Raw genomic sequence first — 18,221 nt, forward strand, 5'->3', positions numbered from 1 at the left:
GCCGGAACCGCCTCCGTTTCACGAGCCGGTCGAGGCCGCGTCCGGGTCGAGGTGGGTGCGGAACCACGACAGCGCGGCGCCGCTGGTTTCCTCGAAGTGCACCTTGTAGGCGTCGAAGTGCCCGCCGGGCACCAGGACCAGCTTCTTCGGGGACAGCGCTCGCTCGAAGGCGGCGATCTGGATGTCGGCCGGGATCACCGTCTCGCCGGTCCCGACGATCATCATGAGCGGCTTGGGCGAGACCCGAGTGATCCATACGCCCGGCTCGTACAGCCGCGCGGCCCGGCCGGAGCGCGCCGTCACCGTGTTGTTCTCGCGGCCCGCCGGAACCAGGTCTCGGTAGAACCGCAGCGCGTCCGGGCTGGGGTACAGGGCCGGGTCGGCCGGATCGTCGCCGATGGAGGTCTGATACCGCAGTTCACCACCGGCGGCCAGGGCGCGTTCGTCCTCGGCCTGGGCGAGCTCGAAGGCGGCGATGCGCTCCGGCGGGACCTTGCGCTGCCACTGCTCGAATCCGCTGATGGTGGGCACCTGCGACACCACGGCCTTGATCCGCAGGTCGGTCGCGCCGAGCACGATCGCATGACCGCCCGCGAAGCTTGTACCCCACACCCCGATACGGTCCGCGTCGACCTCCGGCCGGGCCTCCAGGAAGCTGATCGCGCGGCGCCAGTCCGCGATCTGACGCCACGGGTCGACGTCGTTGCGAGGCTCGCCGTCGCTGGCGCCGAACGTACGGTGATCGTGGATGAGCACAACGAACCCGGCGTCGGCGAACTTGCGCGCGTACGGGTCGAGGCCCATCTCGCGGTTGCCGCCGAATCCGTGGGCCATCGTGATCGCGGGGCGCGCACCCTCGGCGTCCGGCAGGTAGAGCCAGCCGCGCAGAGTCACGCCACCGTCCGCCGTGAACTCCACGTCGATGCGGTCTGTCATGGTCATTCGCCTTCCGTGAAGTTGAAGTATTCGGCGGGGATGAGGCCGGCCGCGGTCAGGGCTGCCCCGACCTTCGCGTTGATCTGCACCACGGCGCCGAGGGGGCGGTGGTGAATGGCGATCTCGGTGATGAGCCCCTCGTCATCACGCGTGAGGATCGTGATCCCCTTCATCTCAAAGCCGCCGAACGCGGCGGCCTCCCACTCCAGATACGTCCGCGGGCCGTCCTGCACCTTCCGGACGAACTCGAGCCGTTCGTACACGGAGCTCACCCCGGCCATGAGGGCCTCGACCTGCTCCTTGCGCTCCAGTGGCTTGGCGAGCGCGCTCGCCTCCATCCGCACGTTCGGCGAGAGCGCCGCCGCGAAGGAGTCCTGGGTGCGTTGCTCGAACGCGGCCGTCCAGGCCTTGGCCGGGCGGCCGTCGGCGGAGTTGGACGCGGTCGCCTCGACGACCGTGCCGATGACGGCGGCGACCGCCGCCGGGTTCTCGGCGTGCGCCCAGTGACCCGCGCCGGAGATCGTCTGCGAGGTGACGCCGGGGAAGCGGGGCGCGACATACGCGGAAACGATCTCTTCCGTGACGAAGGGGTCGTTCTCACCGCGCAGGACGGTGACGCTCCCGTCGTACTTGCTGGGCTGCTGTCCGTCCGGGTGGCCGTTGTTCCATGCCGTCGCCGTGTCGGAGATCGTCGACGGGTCGACGTGCAGCGCCACTTGGGCGAGCCGGTCACTTTCCTCGGCCGGGAACGCGGTGGCGAGCGCGCCGCGGAAGGCGCGCTGCGCGTCGAGTCCGAGATCCGGTGCCTGGAAGGGGGCGATCCGCTCCGGGGGCAGGTGAGTGCCCGCGAGCGGGATCGGATTGATCAGGACGAGCGAGCGCACCTGATCGGGCAGGCGGGCGGCGACGAGCTCGGAGATCTGGCTTCCCATGCTGTGGCCGACGAGCACGACGGGGCCCTGAGTCGTGCGCACGACGCTTTCGAGGTCGTCGGCCCAGCGGGCGAGCGTGAACGGCCCCTGATCCGAGGCGTGCGCACCCATGCCGGCGAGCTCGAACGCGATCGAGGGGATCGACCGTTCGTCGAGGACGGTGCGGACGCTGTTCCAGATGGCGCCGTCGTCCAGGTATCCGTGGACGAGCACCGCGGTCGGCGCCTTCGTCGCTGGGCTGTTCATCGCGTGTCTCCTTTGACGATCGCTCTCCTGCGGCGACGAACCGAAAGCCAACGGCTCTCGAGATTCTTGGCCGACGCGATCCCTATGACGTAAGCATAGGGTCTATGCTTGCGTCAATGTCATCGCTCTGTGATCGACGGAACGAGGACCGGGCCTTCCGGCTTCCTCAGCGTTCGGGCCGGAGCGGAAGCGACCACCCGAGAATCCGAGGAGTCCACCAATGACGTCGAATGCCTTGACCTACGCCGTACACATCGCGGACGGCATGCCGACCACCAACGCCGACGTGCCGCCCGATCAGGACGAGCGTTCCTGGTCGCCGACGTCGAGCATCCTCATCTCGAACGGGGAAGAGGCGCTGCTGGTGGATCCGCTCTTCACGATCGCGCAGTCGGAGGGCCTGCTGCAGTGGCTCGGTGAGCGTGACGCCGAGGTGACGAGCGTGTACGTCACGCACGGCCACGGGGACCACTGGTTCGGTCTCGGAGCCGTACTGCAGCAGTACCCCGGTGCGCGCGCCTTCGCGCTGCCCGAGGTCGTCGAGGACATGGCCTACCAGTCCTCGCCCGAGGTCCTCAAGGCGGTCTGGCGCGCATGGTTCCCCGAGCAGATCCCTGAGCGGCTCGTGCTCGCCGAACCGCTCGAGGGCGAGGTCCTGACCGTGGGCGGGGCAGAGGTCCGCCCGGTCCGCCTGGGACACACCGACAGCGACAACACCACCTGCCTGCACGTTCCCGACCTGGGCCTGATCGTTGCAGGCGACGTGATCTACAACAACGTGCACCTCATGCTCGCGGCATCGGACGCGGACGGACGAGCCGAGTGGCTGAGGGCTCTCGACACGGTCGAGGCGCTGGCGCCCACCGCGATTGTCGCGGGCCACAAGGATCAGACCGCCGATGACGATCCCCGCCACATCGAGGAGACCCGCCGCTACATCCTTGATTTCAACAGCGGGGTGCGTCGCACCGGCAGCACCCTCGAACTCTACGAGTACATGCTGGAGCGTCACCCGTCCCGCATCAATCCCGGTGCGCTGTGGGGCTCCTGCAGGGCGGCGAAAGGCTGAGCAGGCGGCGCGCCGGTCGGTCGGCCTGCGGCGCGCTACGGGCGCGCGGCGGCCCGACGCTGCCGCGAGGCCCGCAGGTTCACGGCATTACCGCAGATACGCACGTCATGCCAGACGCCGTTGTTGGGATTCGTGCCGTCATAGAACGCAACCGAGCAGACCCGGTTACGGCACATCTTCAAACGACGCCATGTACCCGTCAGTTGGGCGTTCGTGATCTCGTTGAGCGCGGCCGCGACGACCCACGGGACGTCCTTGCCGCGCGGCGCCAGCGAGAAGACACCATCGGCGTCGATCCGCACCTCGAGTGCGCCGCTCACCCCCTTCGGCGCGGACCGGACCGGCGTGTCGCGCACCGCACCCGACACCGTCATCTGCAGCGACGCGCGTAGCTGCTGAAGCCGCACCAGCCCCGGTTCATCGACCTCGATCGCCGGCGCCTGCGCCCCGGCACGCCGACTCCACTCGTCCAGCGCGCCGAAGAGCCATGACGTCGCAGAATCCGGCGTCGAGAGCAGGTCCTCAAGCGCGGGCCTGCCGGCGGCGCGGGTGTTCAAGACCTCCTGGACGAGGATGAGCGGTCCGGTGGCGATGCGGTCGGTGTAGCGTTCGCTCGCGAGTTCAGACATAGGCATAGTTTATTAGCTCCAGTCTCTCTTGGCGAGGAGAGCGGGATCGCCGCCGAAAGGACCCTAGCGGCGGTGCGGTGCCATCGGCGCGCCGGCGAGTGCGCGGCATGGAGCCCCTGTGGAGTGCCCGGGTCATGCTCGCCTGCCTGCTCGGCGCTCGCTCGTGACCTGGCCGGAGGCTGGCGAGGAGTGCCGTATATCGCGCCCATCGGGCCCGCCCGAGGTCCCCACACTGTGGTATGACATAAGCATAGGGTTTATGCCTGCGTCGAATGGTGTGGATCGTCGTGCACTGTCACCACGCGGGTCGGCCATGTGAAATCACTTGAGAGGTCGCGCGATGTCCGAACGCGTGGAGGAACAATGATCGACAAGACCGTCGAGGACACCGCGGCCGCCGTCTCAGGGATCCGTGACGGCGCCACCGTGATGATTGGTGGATTTGGTCGGGCGGGCCAGCCGGTGGAGCTGATCGACGCGCTCATTTCCCATGGCGCACGCGACCTGACCGTCGTCAACAACAACGCGGGCAACGGCGACATGGGTCTTGCCGCGCTTCTTGCGGCGCGAAGGGTACGGAAGATCATCTGCTCGTTCCCGAGGCAGAGCGACTCGTGGGTGTTCGACGGTCTCTACCGCGCGGGAGACATCGAGCTGGAGCTCGTGCCGCAGGGAAATCTCGCCGAACGCATCCGCGCCGCGGGCGCGGGCATCGGCGCGTTCTTCTCACCGACGGGCGTCGGCACGCAGCTCGCGGAGGGTAAGGAGGTGCGCACGATCGACGGCCGCGACTACGTGCTCGAGTACCCGATCCGAGCTGATGCCGCCTTGATCAGCGCCCTGCGGGCCGACCGCTGGGGCAACCTTGTCTACCGCGAGACCGCCCGCAACTTCGGCCCGATCATGGCGGCCGCGGCGGCCACCACCATCGCCCAGGTCGACCAGATCGTGCCGCTCGGGGACATCGACCCCGAGACCGTTGTGACGCCCGGCATCTTCATCGACCACGTCGTCGCGGTGGGAGAACGCCGCTGGCTCGACGAAGGCGTGTTCGTCGGCGGCGTCGACATCGAGGGGAGCCCGCTGGCACAGGAGGAGAGCCGATGAGCACGCACATCAGCCGCACCGACCTCGCGCGTCGCATCGCGGCCGACATCTCCGAGGGATCGGTCGTGAACCTCGGTATCGGCGCCCCCACCCTTGTGGCCAACTACCTGCCGGACGACACGGAGGTCGTTCTGCACACCGAGAACGGGATGCTCGGCATGGGGCCCGCACCCGAGCCCGGCACCGTCGACCCCGACCTGATCAACGCCGGCAAACAGCCAGTCACCGCCCTGAAGGGGGCGGCGTACTTCCACCACGCCGACTCCTTCGCCATGATGCGCGGCGGACACCTGGACGTGTGTGTGCTCGGCGCGTTCCAGGTGTCAGAAACCGGCGATCTCGCGAACTGGTCCACCGGCGAGCCCGGCGCGATACCCGCCGTCGGCGGCGCGATGGATCTCGCGATCGGCGCGAAGTCGGTCTACGTGATGACCGACCTCCTCACCAAGCAGGGCACGCCGAAACTCGTCGCCGCCTGCAGCTATCCGCTGACCGGAGTGCGCTGCGTGACCCGCATCTACACCGATCACGCGGTATTCGATGTCACGCCCGACGGACTGCGCGTGCGCGAGACATTCGGCGACAACACAGCGGACTCCCTGGCCGCCCTGACCGGCCTCGACCTCGCCGACGTCACCGACGCTGCGGCATCCCTGAGAGGTAACTGACATGCCCGCCAGCTTCGTGTACGACGCCGTGCGCACCCCCTTCGGACGGTACGGCAAGGCCCTCGCCGACGTACGCCCCGACGACCTCGCCGCGATCGTCATGCGCGCGACCGTCGAGCGCACGGGCCTTGATCCCGCACGCATCGACGACGTGATCTTCGGCGATGCGAACCAGGCGGGCGAGGACAACCGCGACGTCGCACGGTTCGGCGCGCTGCTCGCCGGATTCCCCACCTCGGTCCCGGGAGTCACGGTCAACCGGCTGTGCGGGTCCTCGGTCGAGGCCGTCATCCAGGCGTCACGAGCCGTCGAGGCAGGAGACGCCGACATCGTGCTCGCGGGCGGCGTGGAATCGATGAGCCGTGCACCGTACGTCGTCGAGAAGAGCACCAAGCCCTTCCCCGCGGGCAACCAGACGATGTGGAACACGTCGATCGGATGGCGCATGGTCAACCCTCGCCTGCCGAAGGAATGGACGATCTCCAACGGCGAGACTGCCGAGAAGCTTGCCGGAATCCACCGGATCTCACGGGAGGAGCAGGACGCGTTCGCGGCGCGCAGCCATCGCCTGGCCGCCCGAGCCTGGGCGGACGGCATCTTCGACCGCGAGATCGTCCAGGTCGACGGCCACTACCTCGCCCGCGACGAGAGCATCCGCGACGGATCCACCGTCGAGGTGCTCGCCGGCCTTCGCCCGGCGTTCGCCGCGGGCGGCACGGTGACCGCCGGGAACTCCTCGCCCATCAATGACGGCGCCTCCGCCGTGCTCGTCGCACGCGAGGGTGTGCTCGACGGCGAACCCCTCGCCCGCATCGCCGGCCGCGCGGCGTTCGGCAACGACCCCGACGTCTTCGGAGTCGCTCCCGTCGAGGCGGCCAACCGCGCACTCGCCCGTGCCGGGCGCACATGGGCCGACGTCGATCTGGTCGAGCTGAACGAAGCTTTCGCGGCGCAGTCGCTCGCCTGTCTGCGGCTGTGGAGCGACCTCGACCCGAAGAAGGTGAACGGGCACGGAGGGGCGATCGCGATGGGGCACCCGCTCGGAGCGTCCGGGGGGCGCATCATCGGTCGCGCGGCCCACGAACTCGCCCGCCGGGGTGGTGGCGTCGCAGTCATCGCTATCTGCATCGGCGTCGGCCAAGGTCTCGCCGTCGTGCTCGAGAGGTGAAGGGCGGTCGAGCCACGGGCCGGAGCCCGTCGCAGCATCTTCGCGCCGAGCGATAGTCGGCGACACCTACAGTCCCGTAGGCACAGCCCTTCAGCGACGTCGTGGGAACAGCGGTCGTGCCTGATGTGATGACCGGTATGTCATCCGTTCCCTCACGGACCCGGGCGACATCGTCATCGTGAACCGGCCCGTCTAAACCCCGTTCTACGTGTACACGGCGCATGCTTCACGCGAGATCCTCGAACCTCCGCTGTGGCAGAACCTCCGCACCGATCTCGGCACTCTCGAGGACGTTCCGTCATGTGAGTGCGCGAGGCAAGCGGGCGGTTTATCTGCTGTCCAACCCGCACAACCCGACAGGAGTCGTCCGCACTCGGGAGGAACTCACGTCTGTTGCTTCGCTGGCCCGCGAGTACGGCGGGAGGGTGGTCGCTGATGAAGTCCATGCTCTTCTGGTCTTGCCGGAGCCGTCCGAGTTCACAGGCCGCCGCATCGGGCTTTGACGCTGCTCAGTGGGTGAAGAGGTTGCTCAAGTCCTAAAGGGAGCCGAGGGCTACACGCGGCAGCTGTCGATGTGGGTGACTTCGCGGTAGTCGACGATGGTGGGGCTGGCCATGGACTCTCGGTAGACGAGGACGGCCCGGCCGTAGGGCCAGGCAGTGTCGTTGCTGAAGTTCTGCTGGGCTTCGGAGCAGCTGCCGAACATCAGGCCGCGGACGAGGTCGGTGAAGCCGGTGTCGTCACGGTAGTCCTGTCCTTCAGGGTAGATACCGGGGCCGAAGGTGACGAACATGGTCTGGGCCGCGGGGTTGAAGGTCACGGTCACGGTGTCACCCATGTACTGCTGTCCCCGAAGCACTGGCGCTGCGTCCGTGATCAGGTGCTCTGCGGCAGTCTTCTCGGCCGAGGTGGCTGGCAGCCGGGCTGCGGCCCATTCGTCCACGTTGGGCTGGGCGTTGTCGATGCGGGTGTAGGCAGGCAAGGGGGTACCAGCGCGTTGCTGAGGCGCTTGCGACGTCGCTGGCGCCGAGGGGGAGGCCGCGGCAGGGCTGGTTGTCCGAGGGGTGGACTGCTGCGCGCCGGTCGTGGCACTGGCGGTGCTCGTGGGGCTGCTCGGTGCGGAGGAGTGGTTGCGGGCGGTGTTTGATGACTGGGAGGCAGCGGCGAAGGCACCGCCGAGACTGCCGAGGACGGCAGCGGCTACGGCGACTGTCAGATACAGACGTGTACGGCTGTTGCGCCCGGGTGGGGTGGGCCAGGCGGGTTCGGCTTCAGTTGTCAGGTCCCAGTGCGCGCTGACGAGGTCGGATATGAGGGTGGGCTGCTGGTCGTCGGGCGTGAGGACGGCGGTTGCCTGGGCTGCGAGCAAATCGGAGCACTCATCCGCAAGTTCAGCGGCGCTCGGCCTCTCGGACGGTTCCTTGGACAACGCCTTCTCCACCAGGCGCCGCAAGCTGGCCGGCACGCCGTCCAGGTCTGGCTCGGCTTGCATGACGCGGAAGGCCACCGCATCGGCGGCGCCGCCGCCGAAGGGGAGGCGGCCAGTGGCTGCGTAGGCGAGGAGGGCTCCCCAGGCGAACACGTCGCCTGGGGAGCCGATGGCGCCGGTGCGGTAGTGCTCGGGACTGATCCAGCCGGGCGTGCCGGTCATCACCCCGGTACGGGTGACTGAAGTGCCGTCCAAGGCGTGGGCAATGCCGAAGTCCAGCATCTGCGGGCCGGATGGGGCCAGGATGACGTTCTGCGGCTTCACGTCCCGGTGGATGACGCCTTGGGCGTGTACAGCGGCGAGTGCGGCTGCGGTGCCGGCGGCGAGCGCGTACAGACGCCCTCCGGACAAGGGGCCGTTGGCCGTCACGTGCCTGTCAAGGGTGAGGCCGGGGATGTAGGGAGTGACGAGCCACGGCGTCGCAGCTTGGGCGTCGGCGTCGCGGACCGGAACCAGGCACGGCCCGGTGACGCGTTGGGAGAGTTGCACTTCCCGTCGGAAGCGAGCACGGAACTCATCGTCTGCGGCCTGTGCCGGATGCACGACCTTGACGGCGACACGCTCCCCAGTGGCCGTGAGGGCGGCGTACACCGTGCCCATACCGCCGGATCCCAGCCGCCCCACGATGCGGTAGGGACCCACCCGGCGCGGATCGCCGGGCTGGACCGGCTGAACACGGTTGGACACGACGGCTCCCCCAGATGACCCACGGCCAACATCGGCCGCAACAATGGGCAGATCGTATCGACGTAGTGCGCCGCGCAGTTGAAGAACCACAGCCCTCCCGAGCCGTGCGCCCGCCCCGGCAGCGACGGGAGAGGCGCAGTGTTCGGTCAAAGGCGCGCGGCGAGCGAGATGATCGCGCTGAACTCAACATCCCTTAGGTCGCTGCAGGATCGAGTGGAATGCCTCGCCGAAAGCAGTCACCGTCAGACCTTCTGCAATGGGCGCGGCTCTTCTGTAGGGAGCTTCGATCACCTCGCGCAGACACGCGATAGAGCGGTTGCTGCGACTGACGCACGATGGCACCGAGCAGGAGACGATCACGTTCGCTGAAGTGTGTAAGGGCGATCATGTGGACGTCGTGGTCCAGGAGGTCATCCCGCGGGGGAGCGCAGGCCGAGAGGGACCGGCTTGACGCGGCACCACCCGCCGACGGCGGTTCTGCGGTGGTCTGCCGCCAGGCTGGTCCGGACTGCCCGCATCGCACGGGAGCGCACTGATCACAGCATGTTGTCCTCTGGGCTGTCGGTCAGACCGAGTTCCGCGTCGGTGAAGGGCTCACCCAGGTCGGGCATCCCGAAGAGTCCGATCCGGGTGCTGGCCTCGACGAAACGGACGAAGCGGTCGACAGGCCGGTGGACTTGCTCCTTCTCCAGCAGTGCCCGGCAGGCGCGGCAGTGCCATGGGCGCCGGAGAGTGATCCACTGTGCCCGAGTGCACGCGGGGCATGTCACGAAGTATGCGGTCGGCGCGAAGAGGGTTGCCCAGTTTGCGTAGCCGCTGCGGGGGCGGTGGCCGGGCTCGTTCCAGTCGGAGGCCAGGGACGGCTTGCCGAGGAGGACGAACTCGCCTCCGGGCCACCGGCAGGTGCAGGAACCTCCGCACCGGCAGGCGCGGGTGCGGGCCAGTTCTTCCGTCTTCTCGGTACGCGGTATGCCGGGGCCTTTGACCTCGATCCAGGTGCCGAGTTCGGGCAGCCAGAAGTCGGGGAGGTAGAGGGTGCCGGAGTCCAGGGTGATCGTCTCGGGTTCGTATTCCCAGTGGATGCCGTTGCCGTCGAGCGTGGCGGCCCAGTCGGCTTCGAGCCGGGAACGGAACGTGGTGTCGCCGTAGCGGGTCGGGACGGCGTCCATGGACATGCCGGCGTCGTCGGGTGTGCTGGTCAAACCGAACTCCTGTCCTGCTGCGGCCGCGTCGATTATGACGGTGACCGGGCCGACAGGCGTCGTCGGGTGCGCGGACCGTGCTTGCCGATGGCGTCCGGACGGACCGCGCGGGGGGTGCTGCCAGCGAGGGCGAGGAGTTCGCGTGGGCTGTTTCAGCCCTTGCGGCGGGCAGGTCCGGCACGCGGCCTGTGGACGAGACCGCCTGCCACTGCCGGTTTGGGCGCTCGGGCGGTGAGCGACGCGCTCCGATCCTGCCGGTGCGGAGTTGCCGCGTCGCAGGACAACCTCGAGACGGAGGAGATCAGCGCCATGGCGTGCTCTCCGTCAGCTACCGGCCGGGTGCGGTATCCGCATCGCCGGGCTCGCTGTCTGAGCGGCCGTACTTTGTCGGCCACACAGCAGCCCGTCCGTGGTCCCTCGCACAGGCCTGGGATAAGCGGGCGGCTGTGCTGTGGGTTCGCGGACGCTGTACATGCGTGTTCCTCCAGGCGACGAGTTCGGCGTGGACGCGCCGTGCACGTTCGGGAGAACTTCCTCCCGGCGGCAATAGCTGCCAGCCTCGTCCAACAGCACCAGCACGGCTTCGCTGCCCAGAAGCGTGGTGACCGTACGGGAAGGCTGGTTCCTCGGCCTCCTGTCAGTCAGCGCGGTCGGTCGAGGTGATCAGCGCTATCAGGACGAGAAGGCACGTGGTGAGGGTGATGACCTGCTCGGCGCTCCAGCCCTGCTGGATGGTGAGCGTGATCGCCACAGCGGTCACATAGGGCCAGGAACGGCGGTGCGGCTGGGGGGAGTTGGGCTGTGACATGACGGGCTCTCCAGGGGGACGGGTGCTTTGCTGGAGACCCACAGTCATTCATGATGGCGTTGTTCCCTCGAATCGAACATGGTTGCCGCAGGTGAACACTCGTATATCGAGGACAACCCGGGGGTTGTTCCTGGACAAGCGTGAAGCGGGGGAGTGAATGGGGCGGCCGCTAGGGGCGTTGAAAGGTCGGACGGAAGAGGCCAACGAGTTCGCCCGCTGGTTACGCAGGATCACCACCAACGTGACGGTGCGTTCCCTGGAGGAGGACTTCCCCTATGGCAAGTCCTCGTGGAGCGGGTTTCGTGACGGCAGCCGACTCCCGCCCCCGGACCTGGTCAAACAGATCGCCGAGCGCTATCTGCGCGAACCGGCGATGCGCACACGCCAGTTGGATCAGGGGCTGCGCCTGCTGACGTCCGCTCAGCAGGCCGCAAAGGATCTGGACGACAGGACTGCTCCGAGTGGCCAGGACCTTTCGGCGCTGCTGGCGGCCAACCGCAGGGTCGACCCTGTAGCCGTGGCGCTGCTGCGTCTGGACGACGCGCGGCTTCGTCAGATCGAGGCGATGCAGAAGCTGGCCGCTTCTGAGCGACGGCGCGAGGAACTCGAGGCCATGGTCTCGGTTCTGGAGCAGCGCATAACGATCATCGAGAGCGAGCGCGACCAGGCCAGACAGGAGACCCGGGTCGAACTGCAGCGCGAGCTGCAGATGTCGCTCGAATACCGGCGCCAGGCCGACGAGAAACTGGCACACGCCCGCCGCGCGGAGGACCGGGCACGGCAGCTGCGGCTGGCGGCGGAGAAGCAGGTGGCCGTCGAGCGCGCCGCGCTGATGCGCCTCGACCGCGACACCGCTGCTGACACCCTTGCGCCGCCCATCCCGTCGGACTCGGCGATCGACGGCCTGCACCTGCCGCCCCTGCACCACATCCGCGATCTCCTCGACGCCGCCCAGGAACAGCTGGACGCCCAGGACGGCGAACTGGACGACCTCGGCGAGCAACTGGGCGCTGAGCCGGGCAAGGACGGTTACGACGAATCCGCAGTCACCCAGATCGTCTGGGCGCAGGTGGTCGACTCCGCAGACCCCCAGATGGCAGATGTCCCACCCCGCGCGCTGGACAATCCCAGAAAACCCCTGACCGGCCACGACGGGCCGGCCGCGCCCAAAGAGATCGGACCGGCGGCGCCACTCACTCGCGCCATGGACGGCAGGCACGCCGTGTCCATCGAGCTGGTGGTAGGCCTGAACGCAGTGAACACCCCGGACGCGCTGTCGCTGTCGCTGTCCCAACTGCTGCGCCGTACCGGCATGCACTCGATCGGCGAACTCAGCTCCGCGCTACCCGATCAGATGAAGGACGACGTGCTCCGCGCCGCCGTCGGCCGCTGGATCGACGGCGACGACCTGCCCACCACCTGGACCCAACTCGAGTCACTGGTACGGCTAATGGATGCCACCGACGACGAAGTCGCCGCCTTTCGGCAGGCGTACCAGCGGATCACCGTCAAGCGTTCCGCCACGTGGTTCAGCGCTGAGGACGACCTGGCCGAACTCGCGCCCTCCAGGGCGACCGATTGGATCGTCGCCGGCATGGTCCCGCTGGCCGTTGCTGGCCTGACAACCGCCTACACCGCGGGGCTTCGGGCCGTTCCCGGTCCGGGCGCGGCGAAGCTGGTGGCGTACGGCGTGGTGTTCTCGATCGTGTGCGCGGTCGTCCTCTTCGCAGCTGTCGGGGTGGCCGTGCGCTCGGCCCGGGCGGAGGGAGGCCCGCTGCGTAAACGATTCACCGCCGCGGGCCTGGCCGCCGGCGTCCTGGCGCTGCCAGCCGGGCTGGTGCTGCCGTGGCTCGTGGACTCCGACGGGCCAGGACGCTGGCTCGCCGCACTCGTGCAACTCCTCTAGGACCCCCGGCCTGCAGCGGACCGCCCACTTGCGGAGCCAGAACCCCGCAATTCTTCCACAACGTCAGCAGCCTGGCGCCCCCGAATGCCTCGGCCGAGGCTTGATCCCGGGTGCGTCTGCCGTCCACGATGAGGTCGCCGAGCGCAGTGCGTCTCGCTGCGATGGCCTGCCTGAGAGTGTGGTGTGAGGCGGTTGGTACGCCCGTCCCGCGACTACCTGTCTGGTCCGCACTCACCCAGGCACCGGCGCCTTGAAGCCTCCGACTCGCCCCCAAGCGCCGAGGTTGCCCGTGAGGGCTGGACGTTCTCGAAGGGACATTCGTGTGGGCGCTGGAGGACGCGATGCAAGCCGTAGCCGGCGGGCAGATGCGAAACAATCAGGACCACTCGTCCGCTGCTTCTATGATGTGATGGTGACGAATGCGCCGCAGGATACCTTCCCGCCGTTTGGTGGATCTATCGCTCTGCTCGCAATTCCGTACGTCTTCACCCAGGACGATTTGCTCACAGCTGAAGGGTTCATCAAGAAGGCGAAACAGCGTGGCTACAAGCTAACGCTTGATCTTCTTCAAGAGCTGCATAGTCATCGTCTGCTTCTGCCGCTCTACCGTGTGAGTGACACTCCGGTCGAAGGGCGCCGAATCAATATCGAACCCAGTTACGGAATGAATCCTCGGGGCTGGGTCCTCGAAGCTGCCGCTGCAGGACGCCTCCGAGATCCAGCCGATGAGGGATATTCGGTGGCGTGGCCGTATAGACGGCCCCCAAATGAAGTACATGACAGGTGGTGGAATGGATTCATCTACTCAACGTGGCAGTTGCTCGATGTAAAGGCGGCGTTGAACCGGTACAGCTTCGTCAAACACGGCCACTTTCCCCCATCGGGTGACGCGGGCCAGATGCGTCAACGAAAAGTTACCCTCGCCTTGGCGGCTCTGGCGACACGATATCTTCCAAGTATTCTTGGTCGGCTCAACATGCCCATGGGTGTGGACGAAAGCGGCCTGCGGAGGTACCGAGCCGTATCGGATGTACACGATTTGCTTCAACGCGCAGGTCTTGACCCGTCACGCCTTCAGGGGAAAGCTGACGGCCTGCTAGCGCAAGCCCACAACGAGCCGCTTGGCAAATGGCTGTCTCTTATGCGCTATGCCAGCTATGAAGGTTGGTCCAAACTGCAGGGGGAACCGCTTGACGCCATGTGGCGACGCGTTGCTGCAGAAGTTCTCCTCCGGGCTCATGAAGATCTTGTCACGGATGGCACTGTTGATCCATTGCCTGATCTCACGGGAACAACGTGGTGGACTTCGCAGCATGACCGGCTGACTCCTCGCTACGGTGAAGCGAAGACCCTGGAGCGGGCGCTTGCTGAATTGGGAATCTCTCCCCATCCGAAGGTGATATTGCTAGTCGAGGGTGAAACCGAGCTCTATCATGTGCCGCGACTACTGGCGGAATTCGGGCTCACACAGCCGCAGCAAGTGCGAGTGCAGCGTACAAAGGGATCGAAGATTAATGCCCATCTCATTGCGCGCTACGGTGTTACACCGCGTGTTGGGCGGAGGCTTCATGACCGGTGGATGCTTGACGCCTCGCTGACTGCGCTTGTGATTGCCATGGATGCCGAGAACGACTTTGAAACCCAAGCCAAGCGGGACAAGGTGCGGCGTCAGCTTCAAGAAGCTATTCGCGAAGAAGTGAAATATCAGGATGCCGACATCAGCCAAGCGGAGCTTGACGCTCTGGTGCATGTCCGTGTTTGGGGTGAGGATAAGTACGAGATTGCCAATTTTTCGGATGATGAACTAGTTCCAGCAATCACGAAAATTGCCGCCATGCAATCGAATCCTCGTACTGCATCACCGAGCTGGGAGCAGGATCTTCGGGCGCAGCTCCAAGAGGCTCGCGCCAATCACTATGATATCAAGATTCCCCTTGGTCGATTGCGAGTGGCTGAAGAAAAGGTCGAGCTGGCCCAGCGTCTCTGGCCCGTTCTACTTGCCAAGTGTGAGGCAGAATATGCGGCAGACCGCATCCAGACGCCGGTGCTCAAGCTAGCTCTTGAAGTGCGTCGACTGGTCGGTGAGGTTGGCGGAATTTTTGCACTCAAAGGGCAGTCATAGCTAGTGCACCTTGTACTGATCCATTTGTGTGTGACTTCACGAGAACGACAAACCTTCGCGGGGCGAACGTGGATCGGTTGCTAAGCCACTGTCCCCGGTAGCCAGGTGGCCTGCCGTCTTCGCTCGTCCTTCACGTGACATGCTCCGGTTTACCGTTGTTGCCGGGCGGTGGGGTCGTCGATCTCGCTCTCCGCTGCGAGATGACCATGTTGCTGGTAGGGCATCTCGTCCGGATGCTGTTCGAGCCTGGCGCGTCGCCACGCCGCGTCAAAGGAGAGGTTGCCCTGGCTGGCCCGTGCCAGCTGCCACCCCCGCCAACTGGTCCGGGGTGAGAGCAGCCATCGCCACACTGACGTGCTCACCGGACTACCACAGCCGCGAGACCGAGGCGGATTTCCGCCGCCCCGCTCATGACGCACCTTCCGGTTCCGCCGCGGCGTGCCCGTTGGCCAGGGCTTGTGCCCTCGCGGCATGGTGCGGCCGCTGGACGCTGTCCATGCCCGCGGCCAGGAGGGTGTACAGCATGCGTTTCTGGGTGTGGCCAGGGAAGCTGGCGAGGAATTCGCGCAGCACCTCGACAGCCTCGTGCTCGACGCTCCGTTCGTCTGCGGGGCGATGTCGGGCGAACACTTCCGCGGCCGTGTTCACCTTCTCGGCGAACTCCGGGAGTCGGTTCCAGTCGGCGTCGTCGCGCTCGATCCATCGCGCCAACAGGGCTGCCGGGTTGGCCAGTTCAGCGGCGAGGGCGTCACTCTTCTGCAGTCGCAGGATGTCGGTCACGGCTTGTCGGCGCTGAGCGGTCAGTAGCGTGGCCACCGCGGCCCGGTCGTCCGGCAGCAGGTCGAGTGTGAGCTCGGCCGTGAACTCGACGGGAGGGTCCGTGGGTAGCTGACGCAGTTGCGCGAGGTGCTGGCCGCAGACGTCCCGCGCTGTGGCGAGGTCGGCCGGGTCGCACTTCTTCGAGACCTCGTTCGCGCTGGCCCTGAGTGTGGTGCGCACTGTCCCTGCGATCTCCTCGACGGGGCTGGGGTAGGGCGGTTCGGTGAGCACTGTGGCCGTGATCCGGGCGGTGAAGCCGATCCCGGGACAGGCGCTGCGCAGCCGGACCTCGAAGCGGGTCAGGCTGCGCCGCACCGCTTTGCGCGCACGGCGGCGCGACCATCGTGTGGAGGTCATCGGTCAGGACTCCGCCGAAGCGTGCTCGCGCGTTGCGAGCAGAGACGACAGCGCCGGGGGCAGCCGGAGGTCCTTGCGCAGTTCGACGACCGCCGCGCCGTCGGCGACTCCGGGTTCGCCGAAGATGAGCGCAGAAACCGGAGAGGCGACCAGGTGGCCCAGCATGATCTGGTTGAGGAGGTCCGTCAGGAGCTCGAACGGCATGTCCGCTGCGTTCCGCGCCTCGGCCCAGGCGGTCAGCACTTGCCGGCATTCGGCCTCGACCCGCGTGTCGGCCAAGGCCGCGTTCCAGCCGTCCAGGAGCGCTTGCTTGACGTCCTCCTTCCGTTCGGCCGCCGCCAGCATGACCTGCAGAACGTATGGATCCACCCGTGGATCCAGCAGCGACAGGAAGGCCCGGTAGCCCGCCAGGGTCTTCTTCTCCGTGGCCCATTTGATGACTGTGCTCCACACCCGTGGCAGCTGGCCGTCGCGAGCAGCGATGTCCCGCAGCGCCGCCTGCGCTGTCCGTACGGCGTCGTCTGTCTGTGACCGGTCGAGGATGTGCCGCAGGCGGACGAGGGCCTGACGTGGGTAGTGCTCGGCGAACTCGCCCTGGCAGACCAGCGCGACCACGGTCGCGACGGCCTCCGATTCGTCCTGGGCCGATTCCAGCAGCAGAGCACGGACCTGGACTCCCAGCGTGTCCGCCTCGGCAGCGACGGTCAGGACACGGGCGATCAACTCGCGATGCTCGGTGCTGTCGGCGCCCTTGTCGATCCAGGCGTGGATCTGCTTGACGACGCGGATGTCGTTCTCCGCGACGGCCAGTTCGACCAGCAGGTCGCCGATCGCGGCCAGTCGGTCCGCCCCCGGCCCCTTGGGCGCGGTGATGGTGTCCAGCCACTGCAACAAGTGGGGGTGGATGTCGGCCCGCTGCTGCCACAGGTGGAGCAGGACGGCACGGGCGTATCCAGATTTGTGATCGAGAGAGACCGTCCGTCCGTTGACCTCAGCACCCATCTTCGTCAGCCGCGTGGTCAGATCGGGCCCGGTCAGGATGGTACGGACGTTCGTCTCCGGCTGTTCGCCCAGCAGTGTTCGGGCGCTGTTCTGGATGGTGAGCGCGTCCTTGCCGTTGAGGAACAGCGAGGCGATGAGCAGGGCGCGGTCGTCGGGCCTGTTCTCGGTCTGTGTGAAGACGTTCTTTACATCGGTTCGCCACTCCCGGAAGGAGCTCAGGGCGTTCTTGATGCCCTCTGGGGAGTTCTCCGCGCAGGCGAGCTCGGCGGCCAGTCGGGCGGCATCGTCGGGACGGCTGCTGTCGGTCAGCAGTTGCCCGGCCTCGCCTGCCGGGCCTTCCACCGCCGACGCGGTGTCGAGCCAGCGGATTCTGTCCGGCAGGCGGTGCAGGTACTCGAGGTGTGACCTGGCCACGCGGTGCGGGGAGGGCCGGGCCGTGGCGCGGGCGACGACGCCGGCGACGGCTCCCGACACGCCCTCGGGCCACCCGTGTTCGTCGGTGATCACGACGAGGAAGGAGCCCGAGAACTTCAATTGCTCGGCGTAAGCCACCAGTTGTTGGGCGACGAGGCCGGGCTTGTGCCAGGAGCGAATCTCCGCGGCCACATCCAGCAGGTAGCACCGTCCCGGCTCGTCGGGCATCTCGGCGATGTCCGGGAGCCCGGGCCGTTCCCAGTCAGGTGCAATCGCCTGGAGTTCCAGCGCCTTGCCCCGGGAGCGCTCCTCTGCCTGCGAGACCTCCCACAACGCCTTGATCCCGGCAGCGCGTTTGCCGTATCCGGGAGGGCCGGCGACGACGGCCATCCGAGGTCCGCCCCCGGTGAGCCGCTCGATCGCGTCAGATGCCGTCCGGACCCTTTCGTCTCGCACGCTCAGCTCCACCCACGCCAGGCGTACCGCGTCGAGTTCGCTCTGCGGGACGTCGGTGACCGGCAGCGGCGGCTTGCTCGTCATCGTGACGGAGCCCGCGGCCACAATGATCTTCGCGTTCTGGTTGTCGCGGATCTGCACCTGTTGGCCGGGCGTCGGCGGGGCGACAGGCGGAGGGGGCGCCGGAGGGACAGCCCTCGGGAA

16 protein-coding genes are annotated in these 18,221 nt (G+C 67.2%); 7 read left to right on the forward strand and 9 right to left on the reverse strand.

The window, feature by feature from the left end; translation table 11 throughout:
• Positions 1-18: 18 nt before the first annotated feature.
• Together ACFWJX_RS01520 and ACFWJX_RS01525 are read right to left on the reverse strand one after the other, a co-directional pair.
• On the reverse strand, positions 19-936 hold the full coding sequence (locus ACFWJX_RS01520) for an alpha/beta hydrolase (protein ID WP_383235120.1): 918 nt from the start codon (positions 934-936) through the stop codon (positions 19-21).
• A 2-nt stretch (positions 937-938) separates the two neighbouring features.
• On the reverse strand, positions 939-2,114 hold the full coding sequence (locus ACFWJX_RS01525) for an alpha/beta fold hydrolase (RefSeq protein WP_383235123.1): 1,176 nt from the start codon (positions 2,112-2,114) through the stop codon (positions 939-941).
• Positions 2,115-2,334: 220 nt separating this feature from the next.
• Here ACFWJX_RS01525 and ACFWJX_RS01530 point away from each other — a divergent pair, with 220 nt between their 5' ends.
• A complete protein-coding gene (locus ACFWJX_RS01530) occupies positions 2,335-3,183 on the forward strand; it encodes an MBL fold metallo-hydrolase (protein ID WP_383235126.1) in 849 nt (282 codons plus the stop codon).
• 35 nt (positions 3,184-3,218) lie between these two features.
• Here ACFWJX_RS01530 and ACFWJX_RS01535 read toward each other — a convergent pair whose 3' ends face one another.
• Entirely contained in the window at positions 3,219-3,812 is a 594-nt protein-coding gene (locus ACFWJX_RS01535; RefSeq protein WP_383235129.1) for a CGNR zinc finger domain-containing protein, read from the reverse strand.
• Positions 3,813-4,175: 363 nt separating this feature from the next.
• Here ACFWJX_RS01535 and ACFWJX_RS01540 point away from each other — a divergent pair, with 363 nt between their 5' ends.
• From ACFWJX_RS01540 to ACFWJX_RS01555, 4 genes are all read left to right on the forward strand, one after another.
• A complete protein-coding gene (locus tag ACFWJX_RS01540; protein ID WP_383235132.1) occupies positions 4,176-4,919 on the forward strand; it encodes a 3-oxoacid CoA-transferase subunit A in 744 nt (247 codons plus the stop codon).
• On the forward strand, positions 4,916-5,587 hold the full coding sequence (locus ACFWJX_RS01545) for a 3-oxoacid CoA-transferase subunit B (RefSeq protein ID WP_383235135.1): 672 nt from the start codon (positions 4,916-4,918) through the stop codon (positions 5,585-5,587). The genes ACFWJX_RS01540 and ACFWJX_RS01545 overlap by 4 nt, the downstream gene beginning before the upstream one ends.
• Position 5,588: 1 nt before the next feature.
• Positions 5,589-6,755, forward strand: coding sequence for a thiolase family protein (locus tag ACFWJX_RS01550; protein ID WP_383235138.1), 1,167 nt, complete (start codon positions 5,589-5,591; stop codon positions 6,753-6,755).
• 221 nt (positions 6,756-6,976) lie between these two features.
• Positions 6,977-7,258 carry an aminotransferase class I/II-fold pyridoxal phosphate-dependent enzyme gene (locus ACFWJX_RS01555; protein ID WP_383235141.1) on the forward strand — a complete coding sequence of 94 codons (282 nt, stop codon included), beginning with the start codon at positions 6,977-6,979 and terminating at the stop codon, positions 7,256-7,258.
• 50 nt (positions 7,259-7,308) lie between these two features.
• On the opposite strand, the gene ACFWJX_RS01560 is transcribed toward ACFWJX_RS01555, so the two are convergent.
• The 3 genes from ACFWJX_RS01560 to ACFWJX_RS01570 form a co-directional block, all read right to left on the reverse strand.
• Positions 7,309-8,931, reverse strand: a complete 1,623-nt coding sequence (locus tag ACFWJX_RS01560) for a serine/threonine protein kinase (protein WP_383235144.1) — start codon at positions 8,929-8,931, stop codon at positions 7,309-7,311.
• A 536-nt stretch (positions 8,932-9,467) separates the two neighbouring features.
• Positions 9,468-10,133: a hypothetical protein gene (locus ACFWJX_RS01565; protein ID WP_383235147.1), complete on the reverse strand. Its 666-nt coding sequence runs from the start codon at positions 10,131-10,133 to the stop codon at positions 9,468-9,470.
• A 637-nt stretch (positions 10,134-10,770) separates the two neighbouring features.
• Positions 10,771-10,941 carry a hypothetical protein gene (locus tag ACFWJX_RS01570; RefSeq protein ID WP_383235150.1) on the reverse strand — a complete coding sequence of 57 codons (171 nt, stop codon included), beginning with the start codon at positions 10,939-10,941 and terminating at the stop codon, positions 10,771-10,773.
• A gap of 241 nt (positions 10,942-11,182) precedes the next feature.
• Between ACFWJX_RS01570 and ACFWJX_RS01575 the strand changes: the two genes are divergently transcribed.
• Complete coding sequence (locus ACFWJX_RS01575) at positions 11,183-12,847, forward strand: hypothetical protein (protein ID WP_383235152.1); 1,665 nt, start codon at positions 11,183-11,185, stop codon at positions 12,845-12,847.
• A 412-nt stretch (positions 12,848-13,259) separates the two neighbouring features.
• Positions 13,260-14,969 (forward strand): hypothetical protein, encoded by a 1,710-nt coding sequence (locus ACFWJX_RS01580; RefSeq protein WP_383235155.1) that lies wholly within the window; start codon positions 13,260-13,262, stop codon positions 14,967-14,969.
• A 149-nt stretch (positions 14,970-15,118) separates the two neighbouring features.
• On the opposite strand, the gene ACFWJX_RS01585 is transcribed toward ACFWJX_RS01580, so the two are convergent.
• Genes ACFWJX_RS01585 through ACFWJX_RS01595 form a run of 3 tightly spaced genes read right to left on the reverse strand, consistent with a single transcriptional unit; the run spans position 15,119 to position 18,158 of the window.
• A complete protein-coding gene (locus tag ACFWJX_RS01585; RefSeq protein WP_383235158.1) occupies positions 15,119-15,331 on the reverse strand; it encodes a hypothetical protein in 213 nt (70 codons plus the stop codon).
• 46 nt (positions 15,332-15,377) lie between these two features.
• The gene (locus tag ACFWJX_RS01590) at positions 15,378-16,145 is read right to left on the reverse strand and encodes a hypothetical protein (protein ID WP_383235161.1); all 768 of its coding nucleotides are present in this window, start codon (positions 16,143-16,145) and stop codon (positions 15,378-15,380) included.
• Between the two features lie 3 nt (positions 16,146-16,148).
• Entirely contained in the window at positions 16,149-18,158 is a 2,010-nt protein-coding gene (locus ACFWJX_RS01595) for a hypothetical protein (RefSeq protein WP_383235164.1), read from the reverse strand.
• Positions 18,159-18,221: the final 63 nt, after the last annotated feature.

It is taken from the genome of Streptomyces sp. NPDC058335, from assembly GCF_042723915.1.
In the GTDB taxonomy this organism is placed as follows: Bacteria; Actinomycetota; Actinomycetes; order Streptomycetales; family Streptomycetaceae; genus Streptomyces.